This is a genomic window from Allorhizobium pseudoryzae, assembly GCF_011046245.1.
GTDB lineage: Bacteria > Pseudomonadota > Alphaproteobacteria > Rhizobiales > Rhizobiaceae > Neorhizobium > Neorhizobium pseudoryzae.
On sequence record NZ_CP049241.1, the window covers coordinates 1,765,608 to 1,788,710 of the forward strand.

At 63.4% G+C, this 23,103-nt stretch carries 27 protein-coding genes; 13 read left to right on the plus strand and 14 right to left on the minus strand.

What is annotated here, in order from left to right:
- Nucleotides 1-6 precede the first annotated feature (6 nt).
- The 4 genes from G6N78_RS08510 to G6N78_RS08525 are packed head-to-tail and all read left to right on the plus strand — an operon-like array spanning nt 7 to nt 3,335.
- Nucleotides 7-927, plus strand: a complete 921-nt coding sequence (locus G6N78_RS08510) for a branched-chain amino acid ABC transporter permease (protein WP_165217412.1) — start codon at nt 7-9, stop codon at nt 925-927.
- Nucleotides 928-938: 11 nt separating this feature from the next.
- The gene (locus G6N78_RS08515; RefSeq protein WP_165217414.1) at nt 939-1,910 is read left to right on the plus strand and encodes a branched-chain amino acid ABC transporter permease; all 972 of its coding nucleotides are present in this window, start codon (nt 939-941) and stop codon (nt 1,908-1,910) included.
- Nucleotides 1,903-2,652, plus strand: coding sequence for an ABC transporter ATP-binding protein (locus G6N78_RS08520; RefSeq protein ID WP_165217416.1), 750 nt, complete (start codon nt 1,903-1,905; stop codon nt 2,650-2,652). Before G6N78_RS08515 ends, G6N78_RS08520 begins: the two co-directional genes overlap by 8 nt.
- Entirely contained in the window at nt 2,652-3,335 is a 684-nt protein-coding gene (locus G6N78_RS08525; RefSeq protein WP_165217418.1) for an ABC transporter ATP-binding protein, read from the plus strand. Before G6N78_RS08520 ends, G6N78_RS08525 begins: the two co-directional genes overlap by 1 nt.
- 74 nt (nt 3,336-3,409) lie before the next feature.
- Here G6N78_RS08525 and G6N78_RS08530 read toward each other — a convergent pair whose 3' ends face one another.
- From G6N78_RS08530 to G6N78_RS08540, 3 genes are read right to left on the minus strand one after another with little or no spacing between them, the layout of a single operon-like run.
- A complete protein-coding gene (locus G6N78_RS08530) occupies nt 3,410-4,624 on the minus strand; it encodes a pyridoxal phosphate-dependent aminotransferase (protein WP_165217420.1) in 1,215 nt (404 codons plus the stop codon).
- A 14-nt stretch (nt 4,625-4,638) separates the two neighbouring features.
- Entirely contained in the window at nt 4,639-5,283 is a 645-nt protein-coding gene (locus G6N78_RS08535) for a TetR family transcriptional regulator C-terminal domain-containing protein (RefSeq protein ID WP_165217421.1), read from the minus strand.
- Entirely contained in the window at nt 5,280-6,158 is an 879-nt protein-coding gene (locus G6N78_RS08540; protein WP_165217423.1) for a dimethylarginine dimethylaminohydrolase family protein, read from the minus strand. The genes G6N78_RS08535 and G6N78_RS08540 overlap by 4 nt, the downstream gene beginning before the upstream one ends.
- Before the next feature lie 188 nt (nt 6,159-6,346).
- On the opposite strand from G6N78_RS08540, the gene G6N78_RS08545 reads away from it, so the two are divergent.
- From G6N78_RS08545 to G6N78_RS08560, 4 genes are all read left to right on the plus strand, one after another.
- Nucleotides 6,347-7,120: an ABC transporter ATP-binding protein gene (locus tag G6N78_RS08545; RefSeq protein ID WP_165217432.1), complete on the plus strand. Its 774-nt coding sequence runs from the start codon at nt 6,347-6,349 to the stop codon at nt 7,118-7,120.
- A 30-nt stretch (nt 7,121-7,150) separates the two neighbouring features.
- Nucleotides 7,151-7,933, plus strand: coding sequence for a transporter substrate-binding domain-containing protein (locus tag G6N78_RS08550; protein WP_165217434.1), 783 nt, complete (start codon nt 7,151-7,153; stop codon nt 7,931-7,933).
- A 78-nt stretch (nt 7,934-8,011) separates the two neighbouring features.
- On the plus strand, nt 8,012-8,734 hold the full coding sequence (locus G6N78_RS08555; RefSeq protein WP_165217436.1) for an ABC transporter permease: 723 nt from the start codon (nt 8,012-8,014) through the stop codon (nt 8,732-8,734).
- Nucleotides 8,731-9,543 carry an ABC transporter permease subunit gene (locus G6N78_RS08560; protein WP_165217438.1) on the plus strand — a complete coding sequence of 271 codons (813 nt, stop codon included), beginning with the start codon at nt 8,731-8,733 and terminating at the stop codon, nt 9,541-9,543. The genes G6N78_RS08555 and G6N78_RS08560 overlap by 4 nt, the downstream gene beginning before the upstream one ends.
- A 15-nt stretch (nt 9,544-9,558) precedes the next feature.
- Here the strand turns inward: G6N78_RS08560 and G6N78_RS08565 are convergent, their stop codons facing one another.
- A complete protein-coding gene (locus tag G6N78_RS08565) occupies nt 9,559-10,764 on the minus strand; it encodes an MFS transporter (protein WP_234905916.1) in 1,206 nt (401 codons plus the stop codon).
- Entirely contained in the window at nt 10,765-12,126 is a 1,362-nt protein-coding gene (locus G6N78_RS08570) for an LLM class flavin-dependent oxidoreductase (protein ID WP_165217440.1), read from the minus strand. It lies immediately after the preceding gene.
- Nucleotides 12,127-12,227: 101 nt separating this feature from the next.
- On the opposite strand from G6N78_RS08570, the gene G6N78_RS08575 reads away from it, so the two are divergent.
- Nucleotides 12,228-12,782 (plus strand): helix-turn-helix domain-containing protein, encoded by a 555-nt coding sequence (locus tag G6N78_RS08575; protein ID WP_165217442.1) that lies wholly within the window; start codon nt 12,228-12,230, stop codon nt 12,780-12,782.
- Nucleotides 12,783-12,799: 17 nt separating this feature from the next.
- On the opposite strand, the gene G6N78_RS26030 is transcribed toward G6N78_RS08575, so the two are convergent.
- The 3 genes from G6N78_RS26030 to G6N78_RS08585 are packed head-to-tail and all read right to left on the minus strand — an operon-like array spanning nt 12,800 to nt 15,349.
- The gene (locus G6N78_RS26030; protein ID WP_370691499.1) at nt 12,800-12,910 is read right to left on the minus strand and encodes a DUF2474 family protein; all 111 of its coding nucleotides are present in this window, start codon (nt 12,908-12,910) and stop codon (nt 12,800-12,802) included.
- A complete protein-coding gene (gene cydB / locus G6N78_RS08580) occupies nt 12,910-13,914 on the minus strand; it encodes a cytochrome d ubiquinol oxidase subunit II (RefSeq protein WP_165217444.1) in 1,005 nt (334 codons plus the stop codon). The genes G6N78_RS26030 and cydB overlap by 1 nt, the downstream gene beginning before the upstream one ends.
- Complete coding sequence (locus G6N78_RS08585) at nt 13,904-15,349, minus strand: cytochrome ubiquinol oxidase subunit I (protein ID WP_165217446.1); 1,446 nt, start codon at nt 15,347-15,349, stop codon at nt 13,904-13,906. The genes cydB and G6N78_RS08585 overlap by 11 nt, the downstream gene beginning before the upstream one ends.
- Nucleotides 15,350-15,676: 327 nt before the next feature.
- On the opposite strand from G6N78_RS08585, the gene G6N78_RS08590 reads away from it, so the two are divergent.
- Together G6N78_RS08590 and G6N78_RS08595 are read left to right on the plus strand one after the other, a co-directional pair.
- The gene (locus tag G6N78_RS08590; RefSeq protein WP_165217448.1) at nt 15,677-15,940 is read left to right on the plus strand and encodes a hypothetical protein; all 264 of its coding nucleotides are present in this window, start codon (nt 15,677-15,679) and stop codon (nt 15,938-15,940) included.
- A 13-nt stretch (nt 15,941-15,953) separates the two neighbouring features.
- Entirely contained in the window at nt 15,954-16,199 is a 246-nt protein-coding gene (locus tag G6N78_RS08595) for a hypothetical protein (RefSeq protein ID WP_165217450.1), read from the plus strand.
- 57 nt (nt 16,200-16,256) lie between these two features.
- Here G6N78_RS08595 and G6N78_RS08600 read toward each other — a convergent pair whose 3' ends face one another.
- A complete protein-coding gene (locus tag G6N78_RS08600) occupies nt 16,257-17,012 on the minus strand; it encodes an endonuclease/exonuclease/phosphatase family protein (RefSeq protein WP_165217452.1) in 756 nt (251 codons plus the stop codon).
- 95 nt (nt 17,013-17,107) lie between these two features.
- On the opposite strand from G6N78_RS08600, the gene G6N78_RS08605 reads away from it, so the two are divergent.
- Nucleotides 17,108-18,049, plus strand: coding sequence for a putative bifunctional lysylphosphatidylglycerol flippase/synthetase (locus G6N78_RS08605; protein ID WP_234905917.1), 942 nt, complete (start codon nt 17,108-17,110; stop codon nt 18,047-18,049).
- Here the strand turns inward: G6N78_RS08605 and G6N78_RS08610 are convergent.
- Together G6N78_RS08610 and G6N78_RS08615 are read right to left on the minus strand one after the other, a co-directional pair.
- Nucleotides 18,023-19,519 carry a phospholipase D-like domain-containing protein gene (locus tag G6N78_RS08610; RefSeq protein ID WP_165221530.1) on the minus strand — a complete coding sequence of 499 codons (1,497 nt, stop codon included), beginning with the start codon at nt 19,517-19,519 and terminating at the stop codon, nt 18,023-18,025. The genes G6N78_RS08605 and G6N78_RS08610 overlap by 27 nt on opposite strands.
- A 71-nt stretch (nt 19,520-19,590) precedes the next feature.
- Entirely contained in the window at nt 19,591-19,758 is a 168-nt protein-coding gene (locus G6N78_RS08615; RefSeq protein ID WP_165217454.1) for a hypothetical protein, read from the minus strand.
- A gap of 147 nt (nt 19,759-19,905) precedes the next feature.
- Here G6N78_RS08615 and G6N78_RS08620 point away from each other — a divergent pair, with 147 nt between their 5' ends.
- Entirely contained in the window at nt 19,906-20,412 is a 507-nt protein-coding gene (locus tag G6N78_RS08620; RefSeq protein ID WP_165217456.1) for a ferritin-like domain-containing protein, read from the plus strand.
- 81 nt (nt 20,413-20,493) lie between these two features.
- Here the strand turns inward: G6N78_RS08620 and G6N78_RS08625 are convergent, their stop codons facing one another.
- The 3 genes from G6N78_RS08625 to asnB all read right to left on the minus strand — a co-directional run bounded on the left by G6N78_RS08625 (nt 20,494) and on the right by asnB (nt 23,088).
- On the minus strand, nt 20,494-20,691 hold the full coding sequence (locus G6N78_RS08625; RefSeq protein ID WP_165217457.1) for a hypothetical protein: 198 nt from the start codon (nt 20,689-20,691) through the stop codon (nt 20,494-20,496).
- A gap of 159 nt (nt 20,692-20,850) precedes the next feature.
- Nucleotides 20,851-21,066: a hypothetical protein gene (locus tag G6N78_RS08630; protein ID WP_165217459.1), complete on the minus strand. Its 216-nt coding sequence runs from the start codon at nt 21,064-21,066 to the stop codon at nt 20,851-20,853.
- Nucleotides 21,067-21,141: 75 nt separating this feature from the next.
- Nucleotides 21,142-23,088 (minus strand): asparagine synthase (glutamine-hydrolyzing), encoded by a 1,947-nt coding sequence (gene asnB, locus G6N78_RS08635; RefSeq protein ID WP_165217461.1) that lies wholly within the window; start codon nt 23,086-23,088, stop codon nt 21,142-21,144.
- Nucleotides 23,089-23,103: the final 15 nt, after the last annotated feature.

Below are 23,103 nucleotides of genomic sequence, written 5' to 3' on the forward strand. Positions count from 1 at the left end.
ACGTTCGTGACTTTTGCTCTCCTCATCGAGCAGCTGCTGAACGGGGTTCAGCTCGGCGTCATGCTGTTTCTCATGGCGGCCGGGCTGACCCTGATCTTCGGGGTCATGGGCCTGATCAATCTGGCCCATGGTTCGCTCTACATGGTCGGCGCCTTTGCCTGCGCCAGTGTTGCGGCCCTCACCGGTTCCTTCTGGCTCGGCCTCGTTGCCAGTCTGGCAGCGGCGGCGGCGGCCGGTGCGCTCATTGAGATCACCGTCATCCGAAGGCTTTACCAGCGGGATCACCTCGATCAGGTGCTGGCGACCTTCGCGCTGATCCTGATCTTTTCCGAAGGCACGCGCTGGCTGTTTGGCTCCTTTCCGCTCTATCTCGACATTCCGCCGCTGTTGCAGGGGGCGGTCGGCCTGCCGGGCGGCGGACAATATCCGCTCTATCGGCTGGCCATCATTCTTGCCGGTGCGCTGGTTGCTTTTGGCCTCTATGCCCTGATTTCCAAGACCAGGCTCGGCATGCGCATCCGTGCCGGCGAAAGCGACCGCGAGATGATCGCAGCACTCGGCGTCGATATCCGCACGCTCTACACGCTGGTCTTTGCGCTGGGTGCCGCACTGGCCGGGCTTGCCGGGGCCATGGTCGGCGCGCTGCAATCGGTACAGGTCGGCATGGGCGAACCGGTGCTGATCCTCGCTTTCGTGGTGATCGTCATCGGCGGAATCGGCTCGATCAAGGGAGCGCTGGTCGGTGCGCTGCTGGTCGGCTCCGTCGATACGCTCGGCCGCTTCCTGCTGCCGCAGGCGCTGGCGCTGATGGTGCCGCCGGACCAGGCGGGGCTGATCGGCGGGGCGCTCGCCTCCATGCTCATCTATATCCTGATGGCGATCATCCTGGCGGTCAAACCGCGCGGGCTGTTCCCGGCCCAGGCATGAGGACCTCTGCCATGAAGCGGGAAAATGCCATCAACCTCGTGCTTCTGCTGGCACTGCTGGCGACACCTTTCATCGCCCAGGCAATGGGCGAAACGTTTACGGTGACGCTCGTCACGCGCATCGCGATCCTGGCGCTCGCGGCCGTTGGGCTCAACATCGCGCTCGGCCTCGGCGGGCTGGTGTCCTTCGGTCACGCCGCCTTCTTCGGCATCGGTGGTTATGCAGCCGGCATCCTCGCCTCGCATGCCATGTCCGGCGAGCCGATGCTGTTCGGCTTCGAAGGCTCGAACCAGATGTCCGTCGTGTGGCTGGCCGCCGCCATCGCTGCCGGGGTCGTCAGTCTCGCGATCGGGGCGATCAGCCTTCGGACCTCGGGCGTCTATTTCATCATGATCACGCTCGCCTTTGCCCAGATGGTCTATTACTTTGCCATCTCCTGGCCGGCCTATGGCGGCGAGGACGGGCTGTCCATCGTGCTGCGCAATGCCTTTCCGGGCGTCAACACGATGCGGCCGATGGAGTTCTTCCTCGTCTGTTTCGGCGTGCTCTTGGCAGCCCTGGTCTTCTCCGCGCTGCTACGCACCTCCCGCTTCGGGGCGGCCCTTCAGGCGGTGCGGCAGAACGAGGTGCGCGTCGCCTCGATCGGGATATCGCCGATGCCGATCCGGCTGACGGCCTTTGTGCTCTCGGCGATGATCACCGCGGTGGCGGGCGCGCTCTATGCCGATCTCAACCGCTTCGTCAGCCCCTCGATGCTCTCCTGGCACATGTCGGGCGAATTGATCGTGCTGATCATCCTCGGCGGAACCGGTCGGCTGATGGGACCGGTGGCGGGAGCCGCCCTCTTCGTCGTCCTGGAGTTCTGGCTTGGCGGCATTACCGAACGCTGGCAGTTCTTCCTCGGTCTCATTCTGCTGGCAACGGTTCTGTTTGCCCGTGGCGGCGTGATCGGCCTTCTCGCCGGAAAGGAACGTCATGGCTGATCCGGTCCTTGAAATCCGCGACCTGCGCAAGAGCTTTGGCGCGCTGAAGGCAACCGATGGCGTCTCCATCGATCTTTATCCGGGCGAGATCCACGCGCTGATCGGCCCGAACGGTGCCGGTAAGTCAACCCTGATCCACCAGATCTGCGGCACGCTGCGGCAGGATTCCGGTTCGATCCGGCTGGCGGGTGAGGAAATCGGCAGCCGGACGGTGGCCGAGCGTGCGAGGCTCGGCCTCGGACGGACTTTTCAGATCTCGTCGCTCGCCGGCGAGTTTTCGGCGCTGCGCAATGTCATGCTGGCGGTGCAGGCCGGCCAGGGGTCAAGCTTCCGTTTCTTCAAGCCGGTGATGCGCGACCGTTCGCTGACCGACGCCGCGATGGAACGGCTGGAGCGGGTGGGGCTTGCAGCCCGCGCCCATGTGCCGGCGTCGGAACTGTCGCACGGCGAAAAGCGCCAGCTGGAAATCGCGATCGCCTTGGCGCTCGATGTGAAGGCCTTCCTGCTGGATGAACCCATGGCCGGCATGGGGCCGGAGGGCTCGAAGGTGCTGACCGGTTTTCTCGATCGCCTGCGCCAGGAAGCGCCGATCCTGCTGGTGGAGCACGACATGGACGCCGTTTTCGCGCTCGCCGACCGTATCTCCGTGCTCGTCTACGGCCGGGTGATCGCGACCGGCACGGTGGACGAGATCCGCAACGATCCGGCCGTGCGCACCGCCTATCTGGGAGACCATGCCTGATGCTGCTCGATGTTCAGGACATCCAGACCTTTTACGGCGGCAGCCAGGCGCTGTTCGGCGTTCAACTGACAATGGCGGAAGGCGAAGTCGTGGCGCTGATGGGGCGCAACGGCATGGGCAAATCGACCACCATCAAGTCGATCTGCAATCTGATGCCGCCGAAATCCGGTCGTATCGTCTTTGACGGCAAGCCGACCGACCGGCAGCCGCCGCACAAGGTGGCCCGTCTCGGCATCGGTCTGGTGCCGGAAGGGCGGCGCTGCTTTCCCAATCTCACCGTCTACGAGAACCTGGTGGCCGCCGCCCGGCCGGGGCGCTGGACGCTTGATCGCGTCAATGACCTCTTTCCGCGGCTTGCCGAACGGCGCGACCAGATGGCCCGCTCGCTCTCCGGCGGCGAACAGCAGATGCTGGCGGTCGGGCGGGCGCTCATGACCAATCCGCGGCTGTTGATCCTGGACGAGGCGACCGAAGGCCTGGCGCCGGTGATCCGCCAGGATATCTGGCGGGCGATCCGGACCCTGAAGGCCGACGGCCTGTCCATTCTCGTCGTCGATAAGACGCTGTCCGAACTGCTTCCCGTCGCCGATCGTTGTGTGGTGCTGGAAAACGGTCGCAATGTCTGGGAAGGCACGGCGGATGCGCTGGGCCCCGAGCTCCAGGATCGCTATCTCGGGGTATAAGCGCTTCTAGCAATCGACCGGGCTGCACAGCCAGAGCCGTTCATTCGAGGATAAACGGCTCCAACGGGTATCGTTCAGGCACCCAGCCGTCCGGCAGAGCGCTTCTGGTCGGCGGGGCGGGCGGCGAGCCGGCTGGCGAGATCGGTCATGCGGCGCACCGCCGTTTCCAGGACGTCGTCCGGAACGGTGAGCGAAATGCGGATGAAGCCGGCTGCCTGATGGCCGAAGGAGGCGCCGGGCATGACTGCGACCTTTTCCGTGTTCAGCAGTTCCCAGGCGAAATCTGCGCCGTCGAGGCCGGTCGCGGTCACGTCCACCACCACGAACATGCCGCCTTCCGGCATCATCGGCTTCAGCAGATTGCTGCCGGAGAGGGTGTCCTGCACCACGCTTGCGCGGCGCTGGTAGTTTTCGCGCATGATGCCGGCGGTGGGGAAATCCTGCGACAGGGCCAGCGCCGTCATGTCCGAGATGAACGGCTGCACGCCGAACAGCATGGTTTCGGAGACCGGCAGCAGCTTCAGGCAGAATTCTTCCGGTCCGGCAGCCCAGCCGCTGCGAAAGCCGGGGGCGGCGTGCGACTTGGAGATGGACGAGACGACAATGGTGCGCTCGGCGAGATCGGTCATGTCGAAAGGCGAGGCAAACTCGCCGCCGAACAGCAACTGCTCGTAAACCTCGTCGCAGACGATCCAGAGATCGTGCTTGCGGCAGACCTTGCCGATCGAGGTGATCTCGGCCTCGGTGAGCACCGCGCCCGTCGGATTGTGCGGCGTGTTCAGAAGCAGCACCCGTGCTTCCGGCGTGATCGCCCGTTCCAGATCCTCGGCCTGCAGATGGAACCGGTTTTCCGGGCGCAGCGGCACCGGGATGAGGTGCGCGCCGGTGGAGGCGATGACGCCTTCATAGGTCGCATAGAGCGGATCGCCGACGAGCACGCCGTCTCCGGCCTCCACCAGTCCCGTCATCACGGCATAAAGCGCGGTCTGGGTGCCTGGGAAACAGAGGAAGTTCTTCTCGGTGACGCCTGGGCGGCGCTTTTCGTACTTCGCCACCAGGGCCTTCAGCACGGCCGGTTCGCCGCGCCCGTTCGAATAGCGCGTCCGTCCGGCATACATGGCGCGCGAGCATTCTGCGAGCAGCGCCGGGTCCGGCGGCAGATCCGGCTCGCCAATCGTCAGTTCGATGATCGGTTCGCCGGCGGCCACCATGCGGCGGGCGGCCAGATGCAGGGCCCAGCGGCCAGAACCGAGGTCGGCAAGTCGGTCGGTGATCGTGGCGTAACGCAAGTGCTATCTCCAGTTCAGCTGCCGGCTTCGGCAGTCAGCGCGCCGGGCGTAAGCTCCAGCATGTGTTCGATTGATTGCAGTGCCATACCGGCAATCTCGCCGGTGTCAAACATGTCGTCGATCAGGGAGCCTTCCAGCCACAGACCATCAATCAGCCCGTTGATGGCAACGGCGAGCCTGCGGCTCTGCTTTGCATCCATCAGCCGGCCGAGTTCCTGGAAACAGCGGACGATCAGGAGGTCGAGCGATTCCAGGAAGGCCAGATAATGCTCGCGGTGGATGCTGGCGAGGTCCGGGTTGATCGGAATATGGCCGATGAAGGCGGCCCAGAGGGAAATCGTCCGGGCGTCGGCAATCGGCGGCGTCAGGTTGGCCAGGATCAAACGGCGGAGACAATCCTGCGCCTTGCCCTCTTCGCGGGCTATCGCGTGGCTCGGCGCGCACATGTCGGTCATCAACTGCCGGTACGCCGCCTGCAGCATCTGGTCCTTGCTATCGAAATAGTGGCGGATGAGGCCGCCGGTCACGCCGGCGCGCGCGGCAATCTCACGCACTGTCGCGCCGGCAATGCCGAACGACGCAACGCAATCCAGGGTCGCCGCGATCAGGTCATCGCGACGAACCGCTTCCGGAACCCTTTGATAGGTCCGCCGGCTCACGTGGCCTGCCGCAATATGGGGCGTGTCAGGCAGGTCGGGCCACCTTCGCAGGCAATGCACAAGGCATCCGCCTCGAAGGTCTTCACCTCGCAGCCATGCGCTTCCATGGCGGCCTTGGTGGCCGGAAAGCCCTCGACCATGATCACCTTGCCGGGGGCGGTCGGCAGCACGTTGAGGTTCAATCCGTTGCTGGCGGCGAAATCGGCCTCCGGCGCGTGGATGAGGGTGTAACCCCGCTCGCGCAGCATCAGGTAAAAGGCCGCCGGCATCAGCGGAGCATGAACCAGCGCCATCTTTTCCGCAAGCGGGCTGATCACCGACATCAGGTGCAGGCAGGCTTCTTCGCCCTGCCAGAGCGGCAGGTCGTAACCGAGCACGGTGACGCCGATCGGCGCGAGGATTGCCGAAAGCTGTTCGATGCCGGACTGGTTGGAGCGCACTCCGCGGCCAACGGCCAGCGTCTTGTCATCGACCCAGACGCAATCGCCGCCTTCGACCGTGCCGGGGGCTTCGATGGTGCCAAGGATTGGGATGCCGGCCTGCCGGTAGCGTTCGGCATGCAACTCCGGCTCGCGCATGCGCAGCGGTTTGCCCATGCGCAGGATGACGGCTCCCGCGTCTGTCATCAGCGACGGATCGTGGGTGAACATCGAATCAGCCAGCCCATCGCCATTATCCTCCAGCCAGAGGATCTCGGCGCCGGACTCTGCCACCAGTTCTGCAAAGCGCGCATGCTGGGCAATGGCCTTTTCGGCATCGAAAGTCGGGCCGTAATGCCACTCTTTAGCGTTGGCGGCGCGAAGGCTGGTGCCGGGGCGCCGCATCAGGACACGCATGAGGGGTGTTGCCATTGCCTGGCAGCCGAAACCTTTCATCAGGTCTTCCTTTTATTCATTGTTGAAATGGCCAGAATTCATATTTTTATTATACGCTTGTGCAATGGGCGGACAAGTGCAAAACTCCCCTCAAGGTGTGCGCCGCCAGCACCGCACGCCAATACACAATGCTGGGGGAAAAGTCAGTACAGAAGACCGGCCATGCCAGAGCCGGCGGTGTAGGTCACATGGCAGAATCGGCGCGAGCCATCGAAATTCGGGATCTCCATAAGCGCTTTGGTCCGCTGGAGGTCTTAAAGGGCGTTTCGCTCAGCGCCGCACAAGGCGATGTCATCGCCCTGATCGGTGGCAGCGGATCGGGCAAATCGACCTTCCTGCGTTGCATCAACATGCTCGAGCTGCCGACGGCGGGTCAGGTGACGATCCACGGCGAGACGATTGAGATGAAGCCGGATGGCCAGGGCGGTCTGATGCCCGCCAACCGCAAGCAGATCCAGCGCATCCGCACCAAACTCGGCATGGTGTTCCAGAGCTTCAACCTTTGGCAGCACATGACGGTTCTGCAGAATGTCATCGAAGTGCCGGTGCATGTGCTGGGCCAGCCGCGCGACCAGGCGATTGCGGTGGCGGAAACCTTGCTGCGTCGCGTCGGGCTCTACGAAAAGCGCGACGCCTATCCTTCCTTCATGTCCGGCGGCCAGCAGCAGCGCGCGGCGATTGCGCGTGCGCTCGCCATCCAGCCGCTGGTGATGCTGTTCGACGAGCCGACTTCGGCGCTCGACCCGGAGCTCGTCGGCGAGGTTCTCTCCGTCATCGGCGATCTGGCGCAGGAAAAGCGCACCATGATCCTGGTGACGCATGAAATGAAATTCGCCCGTCAGGTGGCGAGCCATGTGGTGTTTCTGCATGGCGGGGTGATCGAAGAGCAGGGGCCTCCAGAGGCAATCTTCGAAAATCCGCAATCGGAGCGGCTGAAAAAATTCATCAGCTCTATCCACTAAAAAACACACGAAATACCGAAAGGGGAAATCATGAAAAACCTGTTGAAGACTGCCGCCGTGGCGCTGGCAATGAGCGTTGCGGCATTCGGCGCCGCCTCGGCCGAGGATCTGAAGATCGGCGTCGCTGCCGAGCCTTATCCGCCCTTCTCCTCGCCGGATGCGAGCGGCAAGTGGGTTGGCTGGGAAATCGAATTCATCGACGCCGTCTGCGCCGAAGCTAAAGTCACCTGCGTCGTCACGCCGGTCGCCTGGGATGGCATCATTCCGGCGCTGACCTCCAAGAAGATCGACGCCATCATGGGCTCCATGTCGATTACCGACGAGCGCAAGAAGACGATCGATTTCTCCGACAAGTACTACAACACCCCGGCCTCGGTCATCGGTCCGAAGGGCGAGAAATTCGATGCCTCTCCGGAAAGCCTGAAGGGCAAGATCATCGGCGTCCAGGTCTCCACCGTCTCGGCTGACTACGCGAAGAAGTATTTTGCGCCGGTTGCTTCCGAGGTGAAGGAGTACCAGACCCAGGACGAAGCCAACCAGGATCTGGCGGCCGGTCGCGTCGATGCGGTCATCGCCGACCTCATCACACTCGATGCCTTCCTGAAGTCCGACCAGGGCAAGGCCTGCTGCGACCTGAAGGGCAACGTCAAGGATGATCCGGACATCCTCGGCACGGGCATCGGCATCGGCCTGCGCAAGGGCGACACCGAGCTGATGAGCAAGTTCAACGCGGCGATCAAGGCGGTGCGCAGCAACGGGACCTACGACAAGATCTCGAAGAAGTACTTCGACTTCGACATCTACGGCGGCTGATCCGGTCTGGTCCCTGGGGTTTGAGCCGAGCCTTGCCGTGGCAGGGCTCGGCCTTCCTGTTTTGACGAAAGCGTTTTGATGGACGCCACGCTCCAACTTCTATCCATCGGTTCGCCCGGCTGGGGCGGCGTGCTGCTGGCTGGCCTTGCCGCATCGATGCAGGTGGCCTTCGGCGGTTTTCTGCTCGGCCTTGTGATCGGCACCGGGGGTGCTGCCGGCAAGCTCTGGGGCGGCCCGGTTCTGCGTGACCTGCTGGAGGTCTACACGACCGTCGTGCGCGGCGTGCCGGAACTCGTGCTGATCCTCATCCTCTATTATGCCGGCACCGACGCGGTGAACCAGCTGATGGCGCTGCTCGGCCTGCCCTCCGTCGATATCAGTGGCCTTGCCGCCGGCATCTTCGTCATCGGCGTCGTGCAGGGCGCTTATTCCACGGAGGTTTTGCGTGGGGCGATCCAGTCCATTCCGCCGGGCCAGATCGAGGCGGCACGCGCCTATGGCATGTCGCCGCTGCTCGCACTGCGCCGCGTGACGCTGCCGGCCATGCTGCCCTTTGCCCTGCCGGGCCTCTCCAACCTCTGGCTGATTGCGACGAAGGACACGGCCCTTCTCGCTGTGGTCGGTTTTGCCGAACTGACGCTCGTCACCCGCCAGGCCGCGGGCACGACAAAAGCCTACATGACCTTTTTCCTGGCCGCCGGTGCGCTCTATCTGGCGGTGACGCTGATCTCCAACCTCGTCATCGGCATGATTGAAAAACGGGCACTGCGCGGCATGGCGCGCCCGGGAGGTGCCACATGAGCGAGGTGCAGGCCCCCGCGGCCTATGTGGCGCCCAAGGCGCGCAGCCTGTTCGAGCCGCATCGCATCGTGCTGATGCTGATCTTTGCCGGCCTGATCTTCTGTGTGGCCTGGTTCATGCGCTGGGACTGGCTGCCGCGCTACCAGAGCAGATTGCTCTACGGCGTCGGGCAGACGCTGCTGATGCTGTTTTCCACCGCGATCGTCGGTTTCCTGTTTGCCGTGCCGCTCGGTCTCGTGCAGGTCACCGGACCGAAGCCGCTGGCGCTTCTGGCGCGCGGCTTCTGCACGCTGATCCGCGGCACGCCGCTGCTTTTGCAGCTCTGGCTGCTCTATTACGGGCTGGGATCGCTGTTTGCCCAGTTTCCGGAGATCCGCTCGTCCTTCCTGTGGCCCTATCTGCGCCAGGCCTGGCCTTATGGTTTCACCGCGCTGATGATCTCGTTCGCGGCCTATGAAGGCGAGGTGATGCGCGGCGCCTTTGCCGGTGTGCCGAAGGGCGAGTTGGAGGCCGGTCGTGCCTTCGGCATGGGCCGCTTCACGCTGTTCCGGCGCATCTGGCTGCCGCGCGCCATCCACCGGGCCCTGCCGACGCTGACGGGCGAAACCGTGCTGCAGCTGAAATCAACCCCGCTTGTGGCGACGGTGACGGTGGTGGATGTCTATGCCATCATTTCAAGGGTCCGGCAGGAGACGTTCCTGACTTACGAGCCGCTGCTGCTTCTGGCGCTGATCTATCTCTGCCTCACCGGCATGCTGGTCTATGCGTTCCGGCTGCTCGAAAAGCGGATTCCGACGCGCGGTGCCTGAGGCGCTTTTGCACCGTCAGGACAGCCGTCCGCTGCGCCGCAGATGCAGCATGGCCCAGGCCCCGAGGAAGGGGCCGGGCGCGAGGAAGAGAAAACACCAGCGCCAGCTGCCCATCAGCTCCGCGAGTTGCGGCATCAGCCAGATGCTGACGGTGGTCAACGCAAAGCCGAGCCCCATCTGCAGGGAGAGTGCGGTGCCGACCAGATGCTGGTCGGAGAGTTCCGTCGCGGCGGCGGAAAACTGGGCGGAATCGCCGATCACCGTCATGCCCCAGAGAATGACGACGAGCATCAGCAGGATCACCGGTCCGTCGAAGACGAAACCGACCAGCACAGCGCAGGTGCCCGACGCGATCATCATGCCGGCGGTCGTCACGGCGCGCCCGAAGCGATCGGAGAGGATGCCGCCTGCAATGCAGCCGATGACGCCGGCGGTGAGGGCTGCGAAGGTGGCGAGCGAGCCGACGCCCGCGACATTGCCGCTGAAGGCGGTGGGCGAGGCGGCAAGATAGGCGAGCAGCCAGGCCCAGAGCGCATAAAGCTCCCACATGTGGCCGAGATAGCCGGCATTCACCAGCATCAGACTGCGGTTGCGGAACACCTGTCCGATCTGGCGCGGATCGAACATGGCGCGCGAGAAGGGGAAAGGACCCTCCCGCACCACCAGGAGAAACAGGCCGGCGCCGAGAAGGGCGGAGAGGGCCGCGAGCGTCACGACCACCTTCCAGTCAAGCGTGGCAGTGAGTGCCCGGAAGAGATGGGGCAGGGACGATCCTGCTGTCAGCGCGCCAATTACGAAACCCAGCGCCAGGCCACGCCCCTTCTGGAACCAGGTGGCGGCGAGTTTCATCGCCGGGGGATAGACGCCGGCGAGCGCAAAACCGGTGACGAAGCGGCAGGCGACGGCGCCCCCCAGACCCGGTTCGAGCAGAAGCGCGGCATTGGCCAGTCCGGCCAGCGCTGCCGATGCGGCGGCGAGCCGGTTCATCCGCACGATGTCCGGCAGGTTGACGAGGCTGGAGAGGAGCGCGCCGGTGACGAAACCCAGCTGGACGGCGTTCGTCAGCCAGGCGCCGGCACCCGGTTGCAGCGAGAGATCGCGGATCATGTCCGGTGCCACGGCGGTGGCGGAAAACCAGGACGACAGCGACAGAACGACGGCGAGGCACAGCCAACCGAGCATCTGCCATTTACCGGTATCCTTGCTTCTATCCTCCGTCACTTAGCCCGCTTTCTGCCGGAAGCCGGCGGCGATGTGGCGGTCGGGCAGACGCGGCGAGCCGAACAGCTTCTGGCGCAGCGGTCCGTCGGTGTACGCCGTCTTGTAGAGCCCGCGCTCCTGCAGTATCGGGATGACGAGGGAAATGATATCGTCGAAGCATTCCGGCACGACCGTGCGCGACAGGTTGAAGCCGTCGATGCCGGCCTCCCGGCTCCAGGTTGCCAGCTGATCGGCGATCTGTTCCGCCGAGCCGATCATCGGGGCCTGGCGGCTGCCGAGCACCATCTGCTCCAAAAGCTTGCGTTTCGTCCATTGCGGGCCGGCGCTGCGGGTGACCGCCTCCACATTCGAGACGATGGCATTGCTTTTGCCGGTCTCGATCGGCTCATCGAGATCGTATTTCGCAAAATCGATGCCGAGCGAGGCGGCGGCATGCACCAGCGCCGCCTCGGAACTGACGTAACGGCGATAATCCTCGAATTTCTCGCGGGCTTCCGCTTCGGTTTTCCCCGTGACGATGGTTGCGCCCATAAAGACCTTGATATCCTCTGCCTGACGGCCATAGTTCACCGCTTTGGCATGGATGTCATCCACGATCCCCTTCACGCCTTCGATTTTCTGGCCGTTGACGAAGACGCATTCGGCATGGGTGGCGGCGAATTGCCGGCCACGGGTGGAGGAGCCGGCCTGATAGAGCACCGGCGTGCGCTGCGGCGAGGGAGAGGACAGGTGCATGGCGTTCAGCCGGTACTGCTTGCCGGCGTGGCTGATTTTCCGCACGCGGGCGGGATCGGCATAGAGGTGGTTTGCTCGATCCAGCACGACCGCATCATCCGCCCAGCTTTCCTCCCACAGCCGGTAGACGACTTCCATATATTCGTCAGCCAGATCATAGCGGTCGTCATGGGCGGCCTGCGCGTCGAGACCGATGGCTTTCGCGGCGCTGTCGAGATAACCGGTGACGATGTTCCAGCCGATACGGCCACCGGTCAGATGGTCGAGGGTGGACATGCGCCGGGCAAACAGGAAGGGCGGATCGTAGGTGAGGTTGGCGGTCACCCCGAAGCCGAGATGGGTCGTCACCGCCGCCATGGCCGGCACCAGCATCATCGGGTCGTTGACCGGAACCTGCACCGCACCACGGATCGCGGCATCCGGGGAGCCGCCCAGAACATCGTTCACGCCCACCACGTCGGCCAGAAAGATGCCGTCGAACAGGCCCGCCTCCAGACGCTTCGCATAGTCCATCCAGTAGCCGATCTCGTTGAAGCGGTGCGACTGGTCGCGCGGATGCGCCCAGAGCCCGTGCTGGATGTGGCCGACACAGTTCATGTCGAAAGCGTTGAAATGGATCTGGCGCATTGTTCCTCTCCGGTTCTGCCGGTTAAATGATGCGAGCCGATGCTGTTTCTTATAGGCTGCATTTCGTCTACTATAGGAGACGATTTTGAGGAATTGCAAGAATGGATATCATTGCTGACGCCATTGCTGCCCGCCTTCGGCTGGAACGGGAGAGCCGTGGCTGGTCGCTCTCGGAACTTGCCGAGCGTTCCGGCGTGTCGAAGGCGATGATCAGCAAGGTCGAGCGCTGCGAGGCGAGCCCGACGGCCACCGTGCTCGGCCGCCTGTCGGGCGCTTTCGGCCTGCCGCTCTCCGTACTGTTGGCGCTCGCGGAACGGGCGGAGGAGCGACTGGCGCGGGCGGCCGACCAGCCGGTCTGGACCGATCCGGAAACCGGTTATACGCGCCGGGCCGTCTCGCCGGCGAATGGCGGCGGGCTGGAACTGATCGAGGTGACGCTTCCCGCCGGTGTGCGTGTTCCCTATCCGGCCTCGGCCTTTGCCTTCCAGCGCCAGCAGATCCTGCTGCTCGAAGGCCGGCTTGATTTTACCGAAGGCGAGGTCGTGCACGAACTCTCGGCCGGCGACTGTCTGGAGCTCGGCGCGCCGCAGCCTTGTGTGTTCTTCAATCCGTCCGACGTCAGCGCCCGGTATCTCGTGGCGCTGACACGGCGCTGAGCACTATGACCTCTCTGTCAGGCGCCGAGCCAGATCTTGATGATGAGGCCGACGACGCCCACGGCGGCAACGCCGGCGCACCAGAGCAGGACGAACCAGCCGATCTGCCGGACCTTGGTCGGGACCATCAGTGATACCCTTCCTCCGGGTCGATCTTGCCGCGGAACACCCAATAGGCATAGGCGGTATAGGCGAGGATCGCCGGGATCAGCACGGCGGCGCCGATCAGCAGGAAGAGCAGGCTTTCATCCGGCCCGGCGGCCTCCCAGATCGTCACCGAGGTCGGCACGATATAGGGATAGAAGCTGATGCCGATGCCGATATAGGCAATCAGGAAAAGGCCGAGCGAGGCGAGGAAGGGGCGCGTGTCGCGCTTGTTCTGCAGCCCGTTGATGATGACGAGGAAGCAGCCGATCACCATCAACGGTACCATCACCGTGTAAAGCGCAGTTGGATAGCGGAACCAGCGATCCAGATAGTCGGGCTTCAGGAAGGGCGTCCAGAGGCTGACGGCGCCCATGGCGGCAATCGTTGCGACGGCAGCCAGCAGCGCGTAATGGCGTGCGCGCTCGGCGAGTTCGCCCGTGGTGCGCATCACAAGCCAGGTGGCGCCGAGCAGTGCATAACCCACCAGCAGGGCAAGGCCGGTCAACAGGGAAAACGGCGTCAGCCAGTCCCACCAGCCGCCGGCATAGACACGGTTCTGGACGTCGATGCCCTGCACCAGCGCGCCAAGTGAAATGCCCTGCATCAGGGCTGCGACGCTTGATCCGCCGGCAAAGGCCCAGTCCCACAACCGCTCGGCTTTCTTGCTGCGCCAGCGATATTCGAAGGCCACGCCGCGAAAGATCAGCGCCAGAAGCATGGCGATGATCGGCGCATAAAGCGCGGGCAGGATCGTCGCATAAGCGAGCGGAAAGACGGCGAGCAGACCGCCGCCGCCCAGCACCAGCCAGGTTTCGTTGCCATCCCAGACCGGCGCCACCGAATTCATCATCACGTCCCGGTCGGCCTTTTCCCGAAAGAAGGGAAAGAGAATGCCGATGCCGAGATCGAAACCGTCCAGCACCACATAGGCGAGAACCGCAAAGGCGATGAGAGCCGCCCAGATGAAGGGAAGATCAAGCTCCATGATGGGCACCTCCATGGCTGCCGTGGTTATGGGCGCCGCCCGGACTGTCGGGAAGGCCGGGTGCCGGCGTGATGCCCGCGGTGCGGATCGGGCCAAGCCCCAGATGGCCGTGCGGATCCCGCGGCAAGCGGCCCATCAGGCGCAGGATGTAGAAGGTGCCGGCGCCGAAGACGAGGAAATAGACGATGACGAAGGCGATCAGCGACGAGGCGACGGCGGGCGCCGAGATCGGCGAGATGGATTGTGCCGTCAGCAGGTGCCCGTAGACGGTGTAGGGCTGGCGGCCGACTTCGGTGGTGATCCACCCGGCCAGGACGGCGATGAAGCCGGCCGGTCCCATGACGACGGCAAAGCGGTGCAGCCATTCGCTGCGGTAGAGAGTGCCTTTGAACCGACAGTACAGGCTCCAGAGGCCGAGCCCCAGCATGGCAAAGCCAAGCGCCACCATGACGCGGAAGGAGAAGAAGACGATCTCGACCGGCGGCTCCAGCTCGTCCGGCACGGTGTTCAGCCCATTGAGCGGCGCGTTCAGATCATGCTTCAGGATGAGACTCGAAAGCTTCGGCACCTCGATGGCATAATCGACCCGCTTCTCTTCGCTGTTCGGGATGCCGAAGAGGATCAGCGGCGCACCATCCGGATGGCTGTCGAAATGGCCCTCCATGGCCATCACCTTGACCGGCTGGTGTTCCAGCGTGTTGAGACCGTGCGCGTCACCGGCGGCGATCTGCAGCGGCGCGACCACCGTGATCATGCCCATCGCCATCGAAAACATCGTGCCGGCGCGAAGCGGCGCGGTGCGGCGCAGCAGGTGATAGCCTCCCACGGCCCCTACTACGAGCGCGGTCGTCAGATAGGCGGCCAGCACCATATGCGTGAACCGATAGGGGAAGGACGGGTTGAAGATTACCGCCCACCAGTCGGTCGGCACGAACTGGCCGACATCGTTCATGGCAAAACCGGCCGGCGTCTGCATCCAGGAATTCACCGAGAGGATCCAGGTGGCCGACATCAGCGTGCCGAAGGCCACCATCAGGGTCGCGAAGAAGTGCAGGCCGGGGCCGACGCGCTTGCGGCCGAACAGCATGACACCGAGGAAGCCGGCTTCGAGGAAGAAGGCGGACAGCACTTCGTAACCCATCAGCGGGCCGATCACCGGACCGGCCTTGTCGGAAAAGACGCTCCAGTTGGTGCCGAACTGGTAGGACATCACGATGCCCGAGACGACACCCATGCCGAAGGCGAGTGCGAAGATGGTTTTCCAGAAATCGAAAAGCTCGATGTAGACCGGCTTCTTCGTCCACAGATGCAGGCCCTCCAGAACCGCCAGGTAACTGGCGAGACCAATCGAGAAGGCTGGAAAAATGATGTGGAAGGACACCGTGAAGGCGAACTGGATCCGGGCCAGGATCGTGGCGTCGAAACTCTCGAACATGGCGCACTCGCTTTCTCTTGCCGTTCCGGCCGCAGCCGAAACCTTGATGAAAGACAAATCGGCGATCGGCGTGCAATGCACAATGAGGGCGATTGCCGCAGCCGAATATAGAGTAGCAGGCTGATTGTCACAGCACAAAGAAAGGGCGCCTCCTGAGGGCAGGAGACGCCAAGGCGGGGAGGTTCTAGGACGCTGTCGCTGCATTGGCACAGGCTGACAACGAGAGCTCAACATGAGGGGATCGCGATCGTTCCAATCCTTCGCCGGAAATTCGGAACCTTCGTTGCCGTGGCGTGGTTCGACCTTCAGAGAGAAAGGAGGACGGCCATGAGCGAAGCCGTTGAAACGACGGACCACAAGACCATCAAACGCTGGATCGAAGAGCGCGGCGGCCATCCATCACGCGTCAAGGGCGCCAAGGAAGGCGGTATCCTTCGTGTCGATTTCGGCAAGCCGGAGGACAATCTGGAAGCCATCGAATGGGAGGATTTCTTTTCCATCTTCGACGAGAACGATCTGGCTTTCCTGTATCAGGACGAGACCAAGGACGGGAAGACCAGCCGCTTCAACAAGTTCGTTTCGAAGCATTAGCCTGGAGGACACAATGCAAGGCAACAAGACACACCAGCAGCAGCGCAACATTATCGAAAAGCGGATCGACACCAGCAACGCGTCGCCGGATTTTGATGCGCGTGCCGATCTCGACCGCACCCCTCAGGCGCGCGAGGCCTTCCGGGAAGGTGATGCAAGCATCAATCCGCGCGTGGCCGAGGTTTCCCTCCATGACGACGCCTCGATCGTGCGCAGGGTGAACCAGGAGAGCGAACACAACAAGGGCAGCGGCCACTGAGGGCGGGGCCATTCGACCGCGAAGCAGAAACGGCCGGCGTAGGCATCCTGCGCCGGCTTAGAGTTTAACGGTGACCAGCAGAGGCAGATGATCGGACGCGCGGCGCGCCGCCGGCGTCGAAACCGCCTCGGCATTGACGATCTGCGGGCCACCGCCGACAAAGACATGATCCAGCCTTAGAATTGGCCAGCGCGCGGGAAAAGTGGGGGCGGCCAGACGCCCCGTCTGTCGCCTCGCATCAGACAGCCGTTCCAGGATCATCCGGTATGGTGCCGACGAGGGGATGGAGTTGAAATCGCCGATCAGGACCACCGGCTTGCCCTCAAGCTCCGGATGGGTCAGCCAGTCTTCTCCCGTCAGTGCCGCAGCCTGCCGCAGGCGGTCGCGCCGCAGGAGACCGAGATGCGTGTTGAACACCTGGAGCTTTTTTCCAGCCACCTCGATCATCGTCCACAGCGCGCCGCGCGGCTCGCCGATCGAAGGCAGGGCGGCGGATTTCACAAGCCGCATCGGAAAGGCGGTGAGCAGGGCATCGCCATACAGCTCCTCCTCCAGCTTCAGGGCAGGGTGGAAGTGAAAGTCCATCTTCAGCCGACGCGCAATTTCCTCCGCCTGGTCCACACCGCCGCTGCGCCGCCGGCCAACATCCAGCTCCTGCAGGCCGATGACGTCCGGCTCGAGCGCCGCAATCATGTCGGCCACACGGCCAACATCAAGTTTGCGGTCGGTGCCCACACAACTGTGAACGTTGTAGCTGAGAATGCGGATGGTCCGCCCGTCGGGCGAGACCGTAGGAGAGCTAAGTTCGGTCATGAGCGTGGGAACCCCTTATCCTCAACATTCGTTCCCTCGATGATCAGAACATGACCAGCAGCCGGTCAACCGGCTCATTACCATCGGGAGCGCTCGTGACGCGACTTATCATCAGGGTCGGCATTGCCATTATCATCTGCGTGGCGATCGTGCTCGTCTATCGCAGTCTCAGCCGATACAGTCTGGACGAAGTGCAGACGTCGCTCGCGATGATCCCGGGTTTGCGGCTCGTCACGGCGGCGCTCTTCGTCATCGCCTCCTATGCCTGTCTGTCCGGCTTCGATTTCCTGGCGCTGCGTTACGTGGGCAAGCCGCAGGCCTATCCGCGTGCCGCGCTCGCCTCTTTCACGGCGCTGTCGATCGGACACAATGTCGGGGGCGCGGCACTCTCCAGCGGTGCCGTGCGCTACCGGTTCTACACGCGCTGGGGTCTAACGCCGGACGAGGTGGCGAAGGTCATCCTGTTCTGTGGTGCAACGGTTCTGCTCGGTCTCAGCATGCTGGCAGGCATCACCCTCCTCCTGATGCCGCCGACAGGGGAGACCATGCTGCAGCTTGGACCGGAAGCCCGGTTCTGGCTTGGTCTCGCCTTCCTCGCCTATCCGGTGGCCTATGTGATCTGCTCGATCTGGGGACGACCACCGCTGAAATTCCGTTCGTTTAGGATGGAGATGCCGACAACGCCCATGTGCCTGGCGCAGATCGCCGTCGGAACCGTCAACTTCGGCTGTGTTGCCGGTGCGCTGGACCAGTTGCTGACGACGTTTACCGATGTCGGCTACCTGCAGGTCGCCTCGGCCTATGTGACGGCAACGATTGCCGCCATGCTCAGCCATGTACCGGGTGGGCTTGGGGTTCTGGAGGCGACCATGCTGGTGCTGCTGCCGGCCAGCGCCTCCATCGGTGCGCTGGTCGCCTTTCGTGTGCTCTATTACTTCATTCCGCTGATGATCGGTGTGCCGCTGCTTTTGATCAGCGAAGCCTATTTCCGCCGGCAGCCGCCGATGCCGCTACAGGAAGCTTCGCGTCAGGCGTGACATTGCCCAGCGGATCCCGATCCTGAGCTGCCAGTAGGGCCAAAAAGGCCGGCGCGGATCGGCAAGCGACGTGCCGGGAATCGATTCCGTCTCCCCCTTCAGCAGGTCGATCGAAAAGGCCCGCAGACCACGCGGGCGCGTGTTGAAGCGCTCGATCGTGCGGATCAGCGAGCCGGTTTCTGCCATCGAGGCGGCAATCGCCTCCGGTGTCGTTGCCAGATGCTCCGCCAGCAGGTCGTGGCGAAGGTCAAGCAGCGCTTTACGGCCAGCACCGGTCACCGGTTCGAAGGCGAGGTCGGATTCGGTGTCGAGGCCTTCCGAGCGGTTGTTGAGGTTGGAAGAACCGACCCGCACGAAGCGGTCATCGATGATGATCAGCTTGGCGTGGACGACGATCTCGCGCTGGGTGCCGGTCTCATCGCCGTTGACGGCGAAATAGATCTGCAGACGGCCATGACGATCCTGGCGTTTCAGGCGGCGGATCAACCGGTTGCGGTTGCTGCCCATCATAACCTTTTCCAGGAAACCGTGCGATTCCTGGGTAACCAGGATGACGATCTCCGGTCCGTTCTTCTCCTGCAGCCGTTCCAGGATCGTCCGGGCAATGCTGAAGGAGGCGAGGTATTGGGATTCGATGTAGATGTGTTTTTCGGCCGCCCGCAGGGCATCATGCGTCAGCTGAACCGCCTCCCGGCGGCCGCGGCGACCGTTCCATCGCACCGGCTCGGTCAGCGCCAGGGCGCAGGGGCAGTCCACCAATTGCGGAGTCAGATCATGCGGCCAGAGGGCGCTCTCGCCCTCGACCGCCACGCCGCCCAGGACTTCCTTGGTCGCAGCTTTCCAGCGCTTGCGACAGGCATCGCCCACCAGGCGTGCCGCATCACCGGCCACGATGGACTGGATGTCGTGCACAGGTCCGTAGCAGGTACCGTCCGGCGAGCAGCGCAGGTCATTCTGAAGCGCGTGCTGGCGGTCGTCCCACCGCCGGGCCGTGAGGTCGATACCACCGAGAAATGCGACGGCATCATCGACGCAGACCATTTTCTGATGGTGGCTGGCGCGGACGGGATGGCGGAAATCGAACTCCAGCCGGATGCGCGGGTGGTCGCACCAACCACTCTTCTTGAACAGCCTCAGGCTCTTGCCGGAATAGATGGGTCCCATGCCCCACACAAGGATATGCACGAAAAGCTCGCTCTCGGATTCCACCCGCCGGCGCAGGATCTCGCCAAGCGTCGGGGCGTCCGGATCTTCCGGCTTGAGGCGCAGGTCGGGATTAAAATCCCAGCCGACGATCAGGATCGAGCGGCGCGCGGTCGCAAGCACCTGGTCCAATCGACGATAGTAGGCCGCGCCGTCGATCAGAAAGGCGGCCTTGTCGGCGCGCGCCATCCGCCAGCTGTTTCGGCCGGGCTTGATGATCGGCGATCGGTCTGTTCTTGCTGTCGCGGCTGTTTCGTAAACCTGCATATCCACGCGTTCCACCCCTCATCGAATAGGATGAAAGCCAGAACGTTCAACTTGCCCGCCGGTTCCGGCGGTCAGCCGGTCGCTATCGCCTGCATGGGCGGTTCGCGTGTCTCGTCCGGGTTGGGCGTCGGGGTCTCGTCCGGCAGTCTGTCGGGTTCGGGCTCCGTGATCGGCGGTTCGGGTGCCCAGACGGGTGACGGCATGGGTGGCTGTTCGCTTGGTTCCCTCGGTGAGGTCATCGGTAACTCCCTGTTCTTACCTCACCAACATCCCTGAACCGCAAACGTTCCCCATTCTTCCAGTCTCCAGACCAAGGGGAACCTGCATGCCGCGGGCACGTTCGACCAGGGTTGCCATGGAACAAGAGGTCGAAGGAGGCGCACGACATGACCCATTCCGCCGATCATTTTCTCGCCTGGCTGCGCGATGCGCATGCGATGGAGGTGCAGGCGATCAGCCAACTGCGCAGCCAGATCGGGCGTATCGAAAGCTATCCGGATCTCAAGGCGCGCCTGCATCAGCACCTTGGTGAAACGGAAGAGCAGGAACGGGCGCTGAAGGCCTTGCTGGACAGGACGCCGCAGGGACATTCTGCGCTCAAGGATATCACCAGCCGTCTGTCGGCGGCGGCGCAAGGCGTGGGCACTTTATTTTCGGCAGCGGAGGTGGTGAAGGCCAGCATGGCCGCCTATGCGTTCGAACATACGGAAATCGCGACCTACAAGGTTCTCATCGCCGCCGCCGACGAGCTCGGCGACCAGGAGGCGAGACAGGTTTTCGAGCAGATCCTGGCGCAGGAGATTGCCATGGCGAACTGGCTGGAAGAGCAAATCGATACGGTGACGCGTCTCTATCTCATGCGGGACGAGCGCGACCTGCAAGCCAGACGCTGACCGACCGCTGGACTTCGAACGATAAAGATCGCCGACAAGGCCGGCGGTCTGGTGTTCTGATCCATCGTTTCCGTGGCCGGGTTACAGCATGACCCGCTCGCTCAGTTCCCGCGGGTCGCGGATACCGGTCTGGTAGAGCTCGATCATCCGGGCCGCAATGGTCGCGGCCAAGACCTCGTCGTTGATAAGTCCGCTTTTGCGGCGTACGGCATCGAAACATGCCTGCAAGACATCGAGGTCCTGCGGTTCCAATATGATGTCCGTCGTATCAGGCTTCATATTCACCTCCTCATCAGGAGGGCGGAAGTTCTTACGTCTTCCAGCCGCCGGCGCCCCGATCCATGAGCCGACGATAGGTAGAGACTACGCCTCTCAGATCCATTTGCAACCGCCAGGCACCGGAAATGCCTGATATATGAGGCTTTGCTGATTTCGACCCTAAGGGTCGAGATGGTTGGCTTCGTGATCCTGGTACTGGTCGTTCTGCACCATCTTGCCATCCAGGCCGCGCTCTTTGGAATGCTGTGCCTTGTCGCGGTTGGAGAGCACCATGTTGTCGGGAAGCTTGTCCTTGTCGATATCGGTCATCGCGCCCGTTCCGCTCTGCTTGCCCTGTGCTCCGGGTCCCATGTGTTTCGAACTGGCATTGGCCATGAGACATTCTCCTTCGGTCATGTTTACAAAGACAGAACCACGGGCAGGCGATTTTTGATCCCGGCAGCGCGCCGATTAAACGGGTTGCGGCGCTGTCGTAGACCCGGTCGAAAATGTATCGAGCCAGATCTGCGTCGACAGAATACCGACAAAGGCGGCGTTGTCGCGAAAGCCGGTGAGCGGCTGCGTGCGGGCCTTGCGGACGAGTTTTTCCACGGCGCGCGGTTCGAACAGGCCGGCGGCAGCGATCGCCTTTTCGGTCATGTGACTGTCTAGAAGCCGTATACCCTGGCTTCCGAGAAAGGAGGCGCTGTCCGGCGCCCGATAGGGTTGCTTCGGCCGATTGCCGACGACCGGCGGCAGGAGATCGCGGGCAACCTCGCGCAGGATGTGTTTTTCCGTCAGCCCCTTTACCTTGAGGGCCGGTGGCAGGCGGCAGGCGAGCTCCACCAGCCGGTGATCGAGATACGGGAAACGCCCCTCCACCCCATGGGCCATGGCCATGCGGTCGCCCTGGCTGGAGAGGATATAGCCGGGCAGCAGGAAGCGGCTTTCCAGATATTGCGCCTGGTGCAGCGGGTGCCAGCGGCGGAACCTTTCGGGCAGGCGCGAGACGAGATCGTCGGCGGCGTCGTAGCCCTTCAGATCTGCGGCCAGTGCCGCCGAGTAGAAGAGTTTGGTGCCCGCCGTGCTGCGCAGCCGTGGCCTGTGCGAGTGGAGCGGATCATCGAGGCTGTCCTGCCGGATGCCGAAGAAAGCCGCGAGATAATCCGGCGTCTGGGTCTGCAGTCCGGGCAGATAGGGGTAGAGCCTGCGAAACAAAAGCGGCCTGCGGTGCGAATGCGGCTGCCGTGCGCAGAAACGGCGCAGTTTCGCCTCCTTGAAAATATCGTAACCGCCGAACACCTCGTCGGCACCTTCGCCGGTCAGCACCACCTTCATGCCATTCTCACGCACCCGTTCCGCCAGGGAATAGAGCGGGGCCGGGGCGGTGCGCAGCACGGGGCGCTCGGCAAAGCGCACGACCTGCGGGAAGACGCGCGCAATGTCATCCGGTCCGCAGGCCGCGGCGTGGTGATGGGTCGCAAGCGCTTCGGCAACCGCGCGCTGGAAGGCGCTCTCGTCATGTTCGGCGCTGTCAAAGGTGACGGAAAAGGTGTTGAGCCCGCCCGCTGCCATGGGGGCTGCAAGCGCGCAGACGAGCGAGGAATCAAGCCCGCCGGACAGATAGGCGCCGACGGGCACATCGGCGCGCATGCGCAGCCGCACGGCATCGGTGAGCAACGCCAGCACCTCCTCGCGCGCCTCGTCCTCGCGCCGCGGCGGTTCCTCGCCTTCGTCGGGAAAATCGAGTTGCCAGTAGGGGCGAATGTCGAGCCGACCCTTCTCGAACACCATCCGGTGGCCGGGTTCCAGTTCCGCGACGTCCTTGAACATCGTGCGCGGCGCGAGCGGCGCCCAGACGGTGAAGATCTGGTCGAGGGCGAGAGGATCGAGTTCCGCTGTCACGCCCGGCAGTTCCAGCAGGGCCTTGACCTCCGAGGCAAAACCCAAGCCGCCGCCGGCGGTTCGGGTATAGAACAACGGGCGCACGCCCATCCGGTCGCGTGCCAGCAGCATGCGGCGTTTGCGAGCGTCCCACAATGCGAAGGCAAAATCGCCGTTCATGTGGGCGAGGCAATCATCGCCATGCATCTCGTAGAGCGCGAGGATCACCTCCGTATCGCTGCCCGTCGCAAAACGACGGCCCCTCGCTTTCAGCTGTTCGCGCAGCTCCACATAGTTGAAGATCTCGCCGTTGAAGACGATCGAGAGGCCGCTGTCTGCGCTGGTCATCGGCTGCTGTCCGTCGCACAGGCCGACGATCGACAGCCTGACATGCGACAGCCCGACATCGCCTTCCAGCCAGACGCCGCGTTCGTCCGGCCCGCGATGATGGATGGCCTCGCCCATGCGGTGGAGCAGACCGCTTGCCTCCGCGGGGCGGATTTTAGTGCTGACAAAGCCGGCAAAACCACACATGCGCTTGTTCCATCA

Bases quoted from the DNA above. Each gene is read 5' to 3' on its own strand.
- G6N78_RS08610 (WP_165221530.1), bottom strand. From the start codon at position 19,519: ATGCAGGTTTACGAAACAGCCGCGACAGCAAGAACAGACCGATCGCCG.
- G6N78_RS08575 (WP_165217442.1), top strand. From the start codon at position 12,228: ATGGATATCATTGCTGACGCCATTGCTGCCCGCCTTCGGCTGGAACGG.
- G6N78_RS26030 (WP_370691499.1), bottom strand. From the start codon at position 12,910: ATGGTCCCGACCAAGGTCCGGCAGATCGGCTGGTTCGTCCTGCTCTGG.
- G6N78_RS08590 (WP_165217448.1), top strand. From the start codon at position 15,677: ATGAGCGAAGCCGTTGAAACGACGGACCACAAGACCATCAAACGCTGG.
- G6N78_RS08595 (WP_165217450.1), top strand. From the start codon at position 15,954: ATGCAAGGCAACAAGACACACCAGCAGCAGCGCAACATTATCGAAAAG.
- G6N78_RS08550 (WP_165217434.1), top strand. From the start codon at position 7,151: ATGAAAAACCTGTTGAAGACTGCCGCCGTGGCGCTGGCAATGAGCGTT.
- G6N78_RS08555 (WP_165217436.1), top strand. From the start codon at position 8,012: ATGGACGCCACGCTCCAACTTCTATCCATCGGTTCGCCCGGCTGGGGC.
- G6N78_RS08600 (WP_165217452.1), bottom strand. From the start codon at position 17,012: ATGACCGAACTTAGCTCTCCTACGGTCTCGCCCGACGGGCGGACCATC.
- G6N78_RS08630 (WP_165217459.1), bottom strand. From the start codon at position 21,066: ATGGCCAATGCCAGTTCGAAACACATGGGACCCGGAGCACAGGGCAAG.
- G6N78_RS08570 (WP_165217440.1), bottom strand. From the start codon at position 12,126: ATGCGCCAGATCCATTTCAACGCTTTCGACATGAACTGTGTCGGCCAC.
- G6N78_RS08625 (WP_165217457.1), bottom strand. From the start codon at position 20,691: ATGAAGCCTGATACGACGGACATCATATTGGAACCGCAGGACCTCGAT.
- cydB (WP_165217444.1), bottom strand. From the start codon at position 13,914: ATGGAGCTTGATCTTCCCTTCATCTGGGCGGCTCTCATCGCCTTTGCG.
- G6N78_RS08615 (WP_165217454.1), bottom strand. From the start codon at position 19,758: ATGACCTCACCGAGGGAACCAAGCGAACAGCCACCCATGCCGTCACCC.
- G6N78_RS08525 (WP_165217418.1), top strand. From the start codon at position 2,652: ATGCTGCTCGATGTTCAGGACATCCAGACCTTTTACGGCGGCAGCCAG.
- G6N78_RS08560 (WP_165217438.1), top strand. From the start codon at position 8,731: ATGAGCGAGGTGCAGGCCCCCGCGGCCTATGTGGCGCCCAAGGCGCGC.
- G6N78_RS08620 (WP_165217456.1), top strand. From the start codon at position 19,906: ATGACCCATTCCGCCGATCATTTTCTCGCCTGGCTGCGCGATGCGCAT.
- G6N78_RS08540 (WP_165217423.1), bottom strand. From the start codon at position 6,158: ATGAAAGGTTTCGGCTGCCAGGCAATGGCAACACCCCTCATGCGTGTC.
- G6N78_RS08515 (WP_165217414.1), top strand. From the start codon at position 939: ATGAAGCGGGAAAATGCCATCAACCTCGTGCTTCTGCTGGCACTGCTG.
- G6N78_RS08520 (WP_165217416.1), top strand. From the start codon at position 1,903: ATGGCTGATCCGGTCCTTGAAATCCGCGACCTGCGCAAGAGCTTTGGC.
- G6N78_RS08585 (WP_165217446.1), bottom strand. From the start codon at position 15,349: ATGTTCGAGAGTTTCGACGCCACGATCCTGGCCCGGATCCAGTTCGCC.
- G6N78_RS08545 (WP_165217432.1), top strand. From the start codon at position 6,347: ATGGCAGAATCGGCGCGAGCCATCGAAATTCGGGATCTCCATAAGCGC.
- asnB (WP_165217461.1), bottom strand. From the start codon at position 23,088: ATGTGTGGTTTTGCCGGCTTTGTCAGCACTAAAATCCGCCCCGCGGAG.